This window comes from Benzoatithermus flavus (genome assembly GCF_037908215.1).
Classification (GTDB): Bacteria; Pseudomonadota; Alphaproteobacteria; order Geminicoccales; family Geminicoccaceae; genus Benzoatithermus; species Benzoatithermus flavus.
The window spans coordinates 59,860-72,589 of sequence record NZ_JBBLZC010000016.1 but is presented as its reverse complement, the minus strand read 5'-3'; the positions used below and the strand labels follow the sequence as shown (position 1 = coordinate 72,589).

Here is a 12,730-nt window from a genome sequence, read left to right as displayed (position 1 = left end):
CGTCAGTGGCCAAGCGCCCTGCTGCCGGCGAGCGCGGGCGTCGCTCCGCCCTCGGGATGGGCGAGCTGCTTGAGCACGAGCGCTGCTGCGGCGATCAGCCCCGGTACGGCGACGATCGCGAAGATCTCGCTGAAGCCCAGCTGCCGCCGTGCGAGCTCGGCCACGAGGAACGAGCCGGCGATGCCGCCGAAGCGGCCGAGACCCAGCATCCAGGCCACGCCCGTGGCCCGCCCTTCCGTCGGGTAGAACGCTGCGGCCAGCGCGGGTAGCGACGACTGCGACGTGTTCATGATGGTGCCGGCCGCGAACACCAGGAACATCAGCAGGCCGAGACTGCCGGCCACCTGCCCGATCGCGTAGACGGCGGCGGCGGTCAGCACGAAGCCGATCGCGATGATCACGTTGGCATTGAAGCGATCCATCAGCCAGCCGGAGAGGATCGCCCCCACGCCGCCGAGCGGAAACAGGGCGGAGATGAGCGCAGCGGTGCTCGGCGCCAGCCCGACGTCACGGAACAGGATCGGCATCCAGTTGATCAGCGCATAGAAGATCACCAGGCCCATGAAATAGGTGATCCACAACATCACCGACCCGACCAGATAGGAGCGCGAGAGTACCAGGCCGAGGCCACTCTTGATGTCGGCCGTCGGCGCATGCTCGTGCATGACGAACGAGGTGGCATCGACGACGGTTGCCGAGACGCGGCGCAGCACGGCGCGAACGCGTTCCACCGGCTGCCTTTTGGCCACCATGTAGCGCACCGATTCCGGCAGCAGCAGGAGCAGGAGCAGCGTCAGCGCCAAAGGCGCCGTCCCGCCGAGCACGAGAACGCTGCGCCAGCCCCACAGCGGTATCATCCAGGCAGCGAGAAAGCCGCCGAACGCCGCACCCAGCGGAAAGCCGCAGAACATGGCGTTGGTCAGCATGGCGCGCCGTCCGTCCGGACAGTACTCGCTCGTCAGGGTGACGGCATTGGGCATGGCCGCACCGAGCCCGAGCCCGGTGACGAAGCGCCAGACCACGAGCTGGCTCAGGCTGCCGGCGAACGCGGAAGCGAGGCAGGCCAGGGCGAACACCAGCACGGAGCCGACCAGCACCGCCTTGCGGCCGAAACGGTCGGCCAGGGGGCCCGCGGACAGGGCGCCCCCTGCCAAGCCGAACAGCGCGGCGCTCAGCACCGGCGCCAGTGCCGCCCGCTCCACGCCCCATTCGGCGATCAGGGAAGGAGCAATGTAGCCGATGGCGGCCGTATCGAACCCGTCCAGAAGAACGATGCAGAAGCAGAGCGTGAAGATCAGCCACTGGAAACGCGAGAACGGGTGCTCGTTCAGAAAAGTTTGGACGTCGATGCTGCAGTCTGCTGGCATGATGTTGTTCCGTTGGGCATCCGGCGCTGATGAAGAAGGTCGGATCTCTATCCCGCGCTCGAGCCGCGCCGACCTCGGCTCGGCAGGGCTCGTGCGGATCAGATGCTCGAGCTCAGGAGAGCGGCAGACCCACGTAGTTCTCCGCGATCATGGTGGCGGCGGCGCGCGAGCTGGTGACCAGCTCGAGCTCGGCGAGCTGCCGCTTGAGGTCGAACGCGCCCGCATCCGGAAAGCGGTGCAGAAGCTGGGTCATGTACCAGGAGAACCATTGCCCGCGCCACACCCGCCTTAGTGCTGTCGCCGTGTAGGCCTCGAGCAGGTCGGTGGCGTTGGCGCTGTAGTAGGCCCCGATCGCGCGGGCGAGCACATGCGCGTCCGCAGCGGCGAGGTTGAGGCCCTTGGCCCCGGTCGGCGGCACCGAATGGGCGGCATCGCCGGCCAGGAACAGGCGCCCATGCTGCATCGGCTCGGCCACGAAGCTGCGCAGAGGCACGATGTTCTTCTGGAAGATCTCGCCCTCCTTGAGCCTGAAGCCGTCGCCCGAGACCCGCGCGTGCAGCTCGGCCCAGATCCGATCGTCCGACCAGTTCGCGACCTTGTCGTTCGGATCGCACTGGAAGTACATGCGCTGCACGTTGGGCGAGCGCGTGCTGATCAGCGCGAAGCCGCGCTCGTGGTGGGTGTAGATCAGCTCGTGCGAGGAAGGCGGTGCCTTGGCGAGGATGCCGAACCAGCCGGCGGGGTAGGTGCGGAAATAGTCCTGACGCACCGTGCCTTCCGGGATCGCCTTGCGACAAACGCCATAGGAGCCGTCGCAGCCGGCGACGAAGTCGCAGATCAGCTCCTCGGCCGCGCCCTCCTTGGTGGTGAAGCGGATCCTGGGCCGGTCCGAGGTGACGTCCTCCAGGCCCTCGGCCCTGGCCTCGAACAGGATCTGGCCCCCGGTGGCGAGCCGGAGCTCGATCAGGTCCTTCAAGACCTCGTGCTGAGCATAGACGGTGATGGTCCGGCCGTTGGCGAGGTCGTGGAGGTTGATGCGATGGCTGCGGTTCTGGAAGCGGATCTCGAAGCCGTGGTGGACGAAGCCCTCGCGCTTCATCCGCTCTCCGGCGCCGATCTCGGTCATGAGATCGACCGTGCCCTGCTCGAGCACGCCGGCGCGGATGGTGGCCTCGATCGCCGCGCGCGAGCGGCTCTCGAGGATGACCGATTCGATCCCGCGCAGATGCAGCATGTGCGAGAGCAGCAGCCCCGCCGGACCGGCGCCGACGATTCCAACCTGCGTGCGCATGGCCGGTTCACTCCTTCCTAGGCTTCGAGGGTGACGCAGGAAAAGCCCGCCCGGGAAGGCAGACGAGACACGATCTCGAAAGGACCGATGCGGGCAATGCTGCCCTCGGGCCATGCACGCACGAACGCCTTCCCCTGATCTGCGGCAAGCGACCCTTCTGCTGCGGGTCGTATGGCTGGTCGAGACGACGCGGTCAGGATGACCTTTCTACTGCATCGGCGGAAATGAGATTGTGAATTTTTACGATAACCATCCGGTTATCGAGAAGCGTCGGCTGATCCTGGCGGGCTCGTCATCGCGAGATGATCCCGTATGGCTGCCAGAGAATGAACGAACCAGATGGTTATACAGCTCGATCCGAGGCTGCTTCCGGGCTAGAAGGAAGCCGGCCCCGGCAAACGGGGCGGGACGGAGGCGTGGTTCGGCATGTGCTCTCGCCACAACCGATGGACAGCGACGTGACCCTACTCGACGAGCAGAAGAAGGCACGACCCGAGACCCGTTCGCGCAAGAACGATCCGGAGCGGACGAAGAGCGACATCCTCGCCGTCGCGACCGAGGAGTTCGCCGCCCATGGGCTGAGCGGTGCCCGTGTGGACGAGATCGCGCTCCGCACCAAGACCAGCAAGCGGATGATTTACTACTATTTCGGCAGCAAGGAGGGGCTCTACCTCGCCGTCCTCGAAAAGGCCTACCGCGACATCCGGGCGATCGAGAGCAGCCTGCATCTCGAGGACATGGCACCCGAGGCAGCGATCCGCCGGCTGGTCGAGTTCACCTTCGACTACCAGGACGCCAATCCGGACTTCATCCGGCTGGTCAGCATCGAGAACATCCACAATGCCGAGCACGTCGCACGTTCCGCCTCGATCCGCAGCCTCAACGTCTCGGTCATCGAGACCATCCGGGCCATTCTGCAGCGCGGGCGGGAGCAGGGCGTGTTCCGCGTCGAGATCGACCCGATCGATCTTCACATGCTGATCAGCGCGTTCTGCTTTTTCCGGGTTTCGAACCGTCACACCTTCGGCGCCATCTTCGGCCGGGATCTGAGCGCACCGGAGCTGCGTGCGCGGCACAAGCGGATGATCGGCGACGCGATCATCCGTCTGCTCAAAGGAGACTGAGTGGGCAAAGAAAGCATTTCCGGCCCGAGCCCGGACGACACCCAAAGCCGCCGGAGCATGAGAACGCTCTTGACTGAACGAACCAGTTAGTACAAGACTGCAGGCACGCCGCGGAACACGATCCGACGAGAGGCTCCGGCGTATCCTCGATGCTCGCGGCCTTCGGTGATGGGATCGGGAATGGCCGCCGAGCCCTGCCGCCCCGGACGGTGGCAGGGCGTGTTATCCTCGAAGCGAACGATAAGCCCATGGCCCGCTCGCAGGCCGTGGCCTCGATCAGGGAGGCATGCGATGGTGGCGAGAATCGTCGACGGCTATTGCCAGCTCCTGAAGCTCCTCATCGCCGTGTTTCTGGCGGTGATGGTGGTGTTGGTGTTCGGCAACGTGCTGCTGCGCTACGCCTTCAACACCGGCATCACCACGTCCGAGGAGCTCTCGCGGCTGCTCTTCGTCTGGCTCACCTTCCTGGGTGCGATCGTCGCCATGCGCGAGCATGGCCATCTCGGCGTCGACGTGCTGGTCAAGCGCCTGCCCGCCGGCGGCAGGAAGCTCTGCCTGGTGCTCGGCCATCTTCTCATGCTCTATGCCACCTGGCTGTTCCTCGCCGGCAGCTGGCAGCAGACCCTGATCAATCTCGACGTCGCCTCGCCCGCGACCGGCTTCTCCATGGGCCTGTTCTACGCGCCGGGCGTGGTGTTCAGCCTCTCCGCCGGCCTGATCCTGCTCTACGACCTCTATCGTGTGCTCGCCGGGCGCCTGAAGGAGTCCGAGCTCGTCATGGTGCGCGAATCCGAGGAGGAGGAGCTCCTGGAGGAGCTTCATCCCGCCGCCACCAGCGCCAGCCCGCCTCCCGGGCGCTGAGGAGCCGCGCCCATGACCATCGTCGTCTTCTTGGGTTCGCTCTTGGGTGCGATGGCCATCGGCATGCCGATCGCGTTCGCGCTCATCCTGTGCGGCGTCGCCCTGATGTATCAGCAGGACCTGTTCGACGCCCAGATCGTCGCGCAGAACATCATCAATGGTGCCGACAGCTTTCCCTTGATGGCGGTGCCGTTCTTCATGCTCGCCGGCGAGATCATGAACGAGGGCGGGCTGTCCCGGCGGATCGTCAATCTCGCCCTGGCCCTCGTCGGGCACATTCGCGGCGGGCTCGGCTTCGTCGCCATCTTCGCGGCCTGCGTGCTGGCGAGTCTCTCGGGCTCGGCCGTGGCCGACGCGGCCGCCCTCTCGGCACTGCTCGTGCCGATGATGATCAAGGCCGGGCACGATCCGGCGCGCTCGGGCGGGCTGATCGCCTCGGGCGCGATCATCGGTCCGATCATCCCGCCCTCGATCGGCTTCATCATCTTCGGCGTCGCCGGCAATCTCTCGATCACCAAGCTGTTCCTGGCCGGCATCGCGCCGGGTATCCTGATCGGGCTGGCCTTGTGCGCGACCTGGTGGTGGATCGCGCGGAAGGAGGGGGCCTCGCTCCCGCCGCGCCAGAGCGGCGAGCAGCGGCGCCGTGCCTTCTTCGAGAGCCTCTGGGCGCTGTTCCTGCCGGTGATCATCATCGTCGGGCTCAAGCTCGGCATCTTCACGCCGACCGAGGCCGCGGTGGTGGCCGCCGTCTACTCGCTGTTCGTCGCCACCTGCATCTATCGCGAGCTCGGCCTGGCTCAGCTCTATGCCGTGCTGGTGAGCGCTGCCAAGGTGACGAGCGTGGTGATGTTCCTGGTGGCGGCCGCCCTGGTCTCGGCCTGGCTGATCACGGTGGCCGACCTGCCGGGGCAGGTCACGGAACTCCTGGCCCCGTTCATGGACAGCCCGAAGCTCCTCATGCTGATGATCATGCTGCTGGTGGTGGCGGTCGGCACGGCCATGGACATGACGCCCACCATCCTGATCCTCACCCCGGTGCTGGTGCCGGTGGTCAAGGAGGCCGGCATCGATCCGATCTATTTCGGCGTCCTGTTCATCATCAACAACGCGATCGGCCTGATAACACCGCCCGTAGGCACCGTGCTGAACGTGGTGTGCGGCTCGGCCAAGCTCAGCATGGACGAGATCATGAAGGGCGTGTGGCCGTTCCTTCTGGCCGAGCTTGCGGTGCTTCTCCTCCTCGTCCTGTTCCCCTCGCTGGTTACGGCACCCGCCGCCTGGCTCGCCGGATGAGCGGGCGCGGCTCTCGGCTCACCATCGTCCATCAGGGAGTGAATTCATGCCCAACCGTCTGCAGAAAGCCCTTCTCAGCCTCGCCCTGCCCGCCATGCTGCTCCTCGCCGGCGCCGGCGAGGCGGCCGAGATCGGCTCGCACCGGATCAAATTCGCGGCCCAGAACCAGAAGGGCCATCCCCAGGTCATGGGGATGGAGAAGTTCGCCGAGCTGGTCGAGCAGAAGAGCGGCGGCAAGATCAGCGTGAAGCTGTTCCCGGGCGGCACGCTCGGCGGCGATGTGCAGACCATCTCGGCGCTGCAGGGCGGCACCATCGAAATGTCGGTGATGAACGCAGGCCTGCTCTCGGGCAACGTCAAGGAGTTCGCGGTCGTCGACCTGCCGTTCCTGTTCGCCAAGCCCGAGGAGGCCGACGCCATCATGGACGGCCCGATCGGCCAGCGCCTGGCCGGGATGCTGCCCGAGAAGGGGCTCGTGGGCCTGGCCTACTGGGAGCTGGGCTTCCGTAATCTCACCAACAACCGCCATCCGGTCACCAAGGCCGCCGACATCGCCGGCCTCAAGATCCGCACGCTGCAGTCGCCGATCTTCATCGACACCTTCAACGCGCTGGGTGCGAACGCCGTGCCGCTGCCGTTCCCCGAGCTCTACACGGCCCTCGAGACCGGGACCGTGGACGGCCAGGAGAACCCGTTCACGCTGATCGAGACCTCGAAGTTCTACGAGGTGCAGAAGTACGCGACCGAGACGCGGCACGTCTACAACCCGCAGATCGTGCTGGTGAGCAAGAAGTTCTGGGACAAGCTCAACGCCGACGAGCAGAAGCTCTTGCAGGACGCGGCCGTGGAAGCGCGCGACTACCAGCGCAAGGTGAGCCGCGAGGCCGCGGCCAAGGCGGTCGAGAACCTGAAGGCCCATGGGATGCAGATCGACACCCTGCCCGAGGCCGAGTTCGAGAAGATCAGGGAGACGCTCGCACCTGTGATCGCGAAGCACAACCAGACCATCGGCGAGCCCCTCGTGCAGGAGGTCCAGGCCGAGCTCAAGAAGCTGCGCGCGCAGAACTGAACCGGCGCCGGAGCGAGGACGGCGGCTGTTGGCGGTCGCCGTCGTCGCGCATCATCCGAGGTAGGCGACATGTACAAGCACATCCTGCTGCCGACCGATGGCTCGGCGCTGTCGCGAAAGGCCATCCGGACCGGGGTCCAGCTCGCCAAGGCGCTGGAGGCGCGGGTGACCGGCCTCAGCGTGGTGGTGGAATCACCGGTGGCCGCCGGTATCGGCAAGGCTGCGAGCAGAGGGATCGAGCCGGTCGCGGCGGCCGAGAGCTTCGTGCAGGTGATCGCCGAAGAGGCGAGGCGACAGCAGGTGCCGCATGAATGCTTCTATGTCCAGGCCGAAGCACCCTACGCGGCGGTCATCCGGACGGCGACCGCTAAAGGCTGTGATCTGATCTGTATGGCCTCGCACGGGCGGCGCGGCATCAGAGGCCTGTCGCTCGGCAGCGAAACCGTGCACGTTCTCACCCATTGCAAGATACCGGTTCTGGTCTGTCACTGACCGAAGGCTAGGAGAGCCGTCGCCGGCCTGATCGCCCCCATCTCCGGGACCACGTCCATGCTCCACGCCATCGCCACCGTCTCCTTGAGCGGCACGCTGCCCGAGAAGCTCGAGGCCGCGGCCAGTGCCCGCTTCGACGGGGTCGAGATCTTCGAGGCCGATCTCCTCTATTTCGGCGGCTCGCCCGAGGACGTACGGCAGCTCGCGGCCGATCTCGGCCTCGAGATCATGCTGTTCCAGCCGTTCCGCGACTTCGAGGCGGTGCCGCGCGACCGGCTGCAGCGCAACCTCGATCGGGCCGAGCACAAGTTCGACCTGATGGAGGAGCTGGGCGTGCGCACGCTGCTCCTGTGCAGCAACGTGGCGCCGGATACCATCCAGGACGATGCGGTCGCGATCGAGGATCTGGCGCGCCTGGCAGAGCGCGCTGCGCGCCGCGGCATCAAGATCGGCTACGAGGCGCTCGCCTGGGGCCGGCACGTGCGTACCTGGAAGCACGCGTGGCGCATCGTCGATACGGTGGCGCAGCCGAATCTGGGCCTGATCCTGGACAGCTTCCACACGCTCGCACTCGGCGACGACACGCGCGAGATCGCGACCATGGTGCCGGGCGATCGCATCGTCTTCGTCCAGATCGCCGACGCGCCCAGGCTCGAGATGGACGTGCTGTCCTGGAGTCGCCATTTCCGCTGTTTTCCCGGCCAGGGCGAGTTCGACGTCGCGGGCTTCCTCGCCCCCGTCCTCGCGGCCGGCTATGGCGGCCCGCTCTCGCTCGAGGTGTTCAACGACGATTTCCGCGCCGCCCCGGCACGACAGACCGCGGTCGACGCCATGCGCTCGCTCCTCTACCTCGAGGAGCGGACGCGCGAGCGCCTGGCGCCCCCTGCATCGGACAAGGTGGCGTTCTCGACGCCACCGGTCGATCTGTTCGCGGCACCGCCGCCGAGCCCGTCCATGAGCTTCGGCTTCGTCGAGTTCGCCGTGGACGAGGCGGCGATGGCCCGGCTCGCGGCCTGGCTCGAGCGCTTGGGCTTCGCCGCGGCTGGCCGGCACCGTTCGAAGAACGTGACGCTCTTTCGTCAGGGCGGGGTGAACCTGGCGCTCAACGCCGAGGGCGAATCCTTCGCGCAGGCCTACTTCCTCGTGCACGGCCCCTCGGCCTGTGCGGTGGGCCTCGAGGTCGAGAACGCGAGCCAGGTCCTGAACCGGGCGCGGCTCTATCGCTGCCAGCCCTACGAAGGCCGGATCGGGCCGAACGAGTTCCTGATCCCGGCGGTGCGGGCACCCGATGGCAGCCTGGTCTATCTCGTCGATCGCAGCCAGATAGCACCCGTGCTCTACGAGCGCGAGTTCGCGCTGGCCTCTGGTGGCGGCGCGAACCCGGCCGGGCTTTCCCGGATCGACCACATTTCCTTGGCGGTGCCCGATGGGCAGTTCGATAGCTGGGTGCTGTTCTTCAAGGCGGTGCTCGGGTTCGAGGCCGAGAGCGTGTTCGACCTGCCCGACCCTTACGGGCTCGTGCGCAGCCGGGCGGTGCGCAGCCCCGACGGCTCGGTCCGCTTTCCGCTCAACATCTCGCAGAGCCGGAACACGGCGACCGCACGCTCGGTCTCGGCCTACAGCGGTGCCGGTGTGCAGCACATAGCGCTCGCGACCGCGGACATCTTCGCGGCCGCGGCCGAACTCAAGCGCCGGGGTGCGGCCGTCTTGCGGATTCCGGCCAACTATTACGACGATCTCGCCGCCAAGTTCGGCCTGGAGCAGGAATTCGTCGACCGGCTCGCGGCCGCGAACATCCTCTACGATCGCGACGCCGGCGGCGGCGAGTTCTTCCAGCTCTATACCGAGCCGTTCGAGGACCGGTTCGCGTTCGAGCTGGTCGAGCGGCGGCACGGCTATGACGGCTTCGGGGCCGCCAACGCGCCGGTCCGGCTGGCGGCGCAGGCACAGATGCAGGCGGGCTCGCGGTTCCGCACGCTGGCAGCGCTGACCTGAGCCGATAGCGACGGGGACGGCGGCTCGCGATAGACCGGTTCGGGGTGCCGCTCGTGGTGCCAGACCAGGAGCGGACCCCTCGAAAGGGGCAGGGAAGCCGTCGCCGGCCATTCGCACCGAACAGACCTCTTGACATATACCTACTAGTAGGTAGCTTATGCGGCAAGCAGTAACAGTCTGCGGGGGAGGCCGATGCATGCACCTGCTCGCCACAGGCGAGACACGGTGCTGATCTCCCTCCTCCGGTCGGTCGCTGCCTTGGTTCAACGGACATTGGGCCGGGTGAGGTGCCCCGGTCATCCGCTACCAGAGCGGCCGTTCACCGGCTTCATCGGTGCCGTGATCTTCGTCTGCCGCTCGACCGCGGCGCCGGCTTTATCCTCGAATGTTTTCTTCCATCTGCCAATGTGACGACGATCACACGTTTGATCTTGGCGCCTCGGGATCGAAGTTGTCGTCCGGCAGACCGTAACGGAAGCAGCGACTTCGCATTCTGCTCGGAGCCGGCCGGCACAGAAGCAACTTTTCCTGCATTGTCACGGATGGTGGCAGCGCCGTGATCGGGCAGGATGAGCCGGAAACACCGGCACGTGGACTCGACCCATCAAGGCCAGAGGAGGCACGAATGGCGACCCTGCTCATGGAGCATGAGCCCCACGGCGTACATCAGACGAAGAAGGCGGCTGCCAGCGGCTGGATCGGCTCGGCGCTGGAGTACTACGACTTCTTCATCTATGCCACGGCGGCGTCCCTGATCTTCCCCCAGATCTTCTTTCCTTCGAGCGATCCTACCGTCGCCATCGTCGCATCTCTGGCGACCTACGGGGTCGGCTACGTCGCCCGGCCCATCGGTGCTTTCGTCCTCGGCCACTGGGGCGACACCCACGGCCGCAAGACGGTGCTGATCTTGTGCATGTTCCTCATGGGCTTCTCGACGATGGCCGTCGGGCTCCTGCCCACCTACCAGCAGGTCGGCATTCTTGCCCCGGTGCTGCTCGTGATCCTGCGTCTCATCCAAGGCTTCGCGGTCGCTGGAGAGATTTCCGGCGCCAGCTCGATGATCCTCGAGCATGCCCCGTTCGGCCGGCGCGGCTTCTACGCCAGCTTCACGCTTCAGGGCGTGCAGGCCGGGCAGATCCTGGCCGCCGCGGTCTTCCTGCCACTCGCGCACTACATGCCCGAGCAGGCGTTCAACAGTTGGGGCTGGCGGATCCCCTTCCTGCTCAGCTTCGTCGTCATCGTCGCGGGCTACATCATCCGCCGCGAGGTCGCGGAGACCCCGGCCTTCGCCGAGGAGAGCGAGCACGGCGAGGTGCCGAAGGCGCCGATCGTCGAGGCCTTCAGAAGCAGCTGGCAGGACATGCTGCGGGTCGTCTGCATGGCCCTGATGAACGTCATCCCGGTGGTGACCTCGATCTTCGGCGCAGCCTATGCGGTCCAGGCGGCATACGGGATCGGCTTTCACAAGGACGTCTATCTCTGGATTCCTATCCTGGGGAACATCGTGGCCGTGGTCGTCATTCCCTATGTCGGCAACCTGTCGGACCTGATCGGTCGTCGGCCTCCGATCATCGTCGGTGCGCTCGCCTCGGGGCTGCTCTCGTTCTTCTATCTCTACGCCATCAGCATCCACAACGTGCCGCTGGCGATCGTCGTCTCGCTCCTGATGTGGGGCATCGTCTATCAGGGCTACAATGCCGTCTTCCCGAGCTTCTACCCCGAGCTGTTCTCGACCCGGACCCGGGTCTCGGCGATGGCCATCGCTCAGAACGTCGGCACGACCATCACGGCCCTGCTTCCGGCCCTCTTCGCGGCCGTAGCACCTCCCGGCTCGACCAACATCCCGCTCACGATCGGGATGCTGACCTTTGGGGTGACGCTCATCGCGGCGGCCGCGGCCTGGAGCGCTCGGGAGACCTACCGGGTCCACATGAACGACCTCGGTCATCCCGACGCCGTTCCGGTCGGCAAGAAGGAATATGATGCGATGCGGGCGCAGAGCCTTGCCCAGGCCAGGCCGGCGCACCGTCAGGCGTGAACGGATGAAGAGAGAAGGCTGCAGTCCAACGCGGACCTGCTCGGTCGTGAACGACCCGTGGGTTCTGACACCGGCGGCGCTCCGCCGGCGCTGCCACGGCCCATGGGCTCGATCTTGCACCGTTGGATGCCCTGATGGGGAGACGGCGGATCGGCAAGCGGCAGCGACCGAGCGAAATATCTGGAGGCGAGGATGATCCGTGGCACGACGACCCTGATCGCGCATCTCGGTTATCCGACCGAGACGTTCAAGGCGCCGATGATCTACAATCCCTATTTCGAGAAGGCCGGGATCGACGCGGTCGTGGTGCCGATGGGCGTCAAGGCCGAGGACTACCCGGACGTGCTCAGGGCGCTGTTCCGGCTGACCAACATCCGCGGTGCGCTAGTGACCATGCCGCACAAGGTAACGACCGTGGCCCTGCTCGACGAGGTCACCACGACCGTCAAGATCGCCGGTGCCTGCAACGCGATCCTGCGTCGCCCGGACGGCTCGCTCCTGGGCGACATGTTCGACGGTGCCGGGTTCGTCCGCGGCATCGAGCGCAAGGGCCGGTCGGTCGCGGGGGCCAGGGCGCTCGTGGTCGGCAGCGGCGGAGTCGGCTCGGCGATCGCCGCCTCGCTGGCCGGAGCAGGACTGGCCTCGATCGGCCTGTTCGACGCCAACCCCGATGCCGCGGCAGCGCTGGGCGAACGGCTGCGCGCGCACTACCCCGAGCTCGAGGTCACGACCGGCTCCAAGGATCCCGCGGGCTACGAGATCGTGGTCAATGCCACGCCCTTGGGCATGAGGGAAGGCGATCCGCTGCCGGTCGACGTGGCGCGGCTCGACTCCGGCACGTTCGTGGGCGAGGTGGTGATGAAGCAGGAGATCACGCCGTTCCTCGCGGCGGCGCGGGCGAAGGGCTGCCCGATCCAGGTCGGCACCGACATGCTGTTCGAGCAGATCCCTGCCTATCTCGAGTTCTTCGGCTTTCCCACCACCACCGCCGACGAGCTGCGCGCCTTGGCCAAGATCAGGTACTGAGCGCGATCCGTCCGACCGGGAGAACCAGCAAGACGGGCTGGTGCACGCCGCTGCCGGACGAGCGCCGGCTCGATCCGGCACAACGTCATCACGGTGCTTCTGGTGCCGGTCGAGCTGAAAGAGGAAAGCGAGGCTCGGCAGGTGCCAGGAGAGTGCTCCGAGCCTCGCTTTCCC

Annotated in this window: 10 protein-coding genes; 8 read left to right on the top strand and 2 right to left on the bottom strand. The window is 66.5% G+C overall.

Going from position 1 to position 12,730, the window contains the following annotated elements; all coding sequences use genetic code 11:
* Window positions 1–2: 2 nt before the first annotated feature.
* A complete protein-coding gene (locus tag U1T56_RS15920) occupies window positions 3–1,367 on the bottom strand; it encodes an MFS transporter (RefSeq protein ID WP_418160470.1) in 1,365 nt (454 codons plus the stop codon).
* 112 nt (window positions 1,368–1,479) lie between these two features.
* The gene (locus U1T56_RS15915; RefSeq protein ID WP_418160469.1) at window positions 1,480–2,658 is read right to left on the bottom strand and encodes a 4-hydroxybenzoate 3-monooxygenase; all 1,179 of its coding nucleotides are present in this window, start codon (window positions 2,656–2,658) and stop codon (window positions 1,480–1,482) included.
* A gap of 446 nt (window positions 2,659–3,104) precedes the next feature.
* Between U1T56_RS15915 and U1T56_RS15910 the strand changes: the two genes are divergently transcribed.
* From U1T56_RS15910 to U1T56_RS15875, 8 genes are all read left to right on the top strand, one after another.
* Window positions 3,105–3,782: a TetR/AcrR family transcriptional regulator gene (locus U1T56_RS15910; RefSeq protein ID WP_418160507.1), complete on the top strand. Its 678-nt coding sequence runs from the start codon at window positions 3,105–3,107 to the stop codon at window positions 3,780–3,782.
* A gap of 294 nt (window positions 3,783–4,076) precedes the next feature.
* Window positions 4,077–4,643 carry a TRAP transporter small permease gene (locus tag U1T56_RS15905; RefSeq protein ID WP_418160506.1) on the top strand — a complete coding sequence of 189 codons (567 nt, stop codon included), beginning with the start codon at window positions 4,077–4,079 and terminating at the stop codon, window positions 4,641–4,643.
* Window positions 4,644–4,655: 12 nt separating this feature from the next.
* Window positions 4,656–5,936: a TRAP transporter large permease subunit gene (locus U1T56_RS15900; protein WP_418160468.1), complete on the top strand. Its 1,281-nt coding sequence runs from the start codon at window positions 4,656–4,658 to the stop codon at window positions 5,934–5,936.
* A gap of 46 nt (window positions 5,937–5,982) precedes the next feature.
* A complete protein-coding gene (locus U1T56_RS15895) occupies window positions 5,983–7,005 on the top strand; it encodes a TRAP transporter substrate-binding protein (RefSeq protein WP_418160467.1) in 1,023 nt (340 codons plus the stop codon).
* 69 nt (window positions 7,006–7,074) lie between these two features.
* A complete protein-coding gene (locus U1T56_RS15890) occupies window positions 7,075–7,497 on the top strand; it encodes a universal stress protein (RefSeq protein WP_418160466.1) in 423 nt (140 codons plus the stop codon).
* A 57-nt stretch (window positions 7,498–7,554) separates the two neighbouring features.
* The gene (locus U1T56_RS15885; protein ID WP_418160465.1) at window positions 7,555–9,492 is read left to right on the top strand and encodes a bifunctional sugar phosphate isomerase/epimerase/4-hydroxyphenylpyruvate dioxygenase family protein; all 1,938 of its coding nucleotides are present in this window, start codon (window positions 7,555–7,557) and stop codon (window positions 9,490–9,492) included.
* A gap of 625 nt (window positions 9,493–10,117) precedes the next feature.
* Window positions 10,118–11,530, top strand: coding sequence for an MFS transporter (locus U1T56_RS15880; protein ID WP_418160464.1), 1,413 nt, complete (start codon window positions 10,118–10,120; stop codon window positions 11,528–11,530).
* 192 nt (window positions 11,531–11,722) lie between these two features.
* Window positions 11,723–12,556 (top strand): shikimate dehydrogenase family protein, encoded by an 834-nt coding sequence (locus tag U1T56_RS15875; RefSeq protein ID WP_418160463.1) that lies wholly within the window; start codon window positions 11,723–11,725, stop codon window positions 12,554–12,556.
* Window positions 12,557–12,730: the final 174 nt, after the last annotated feature.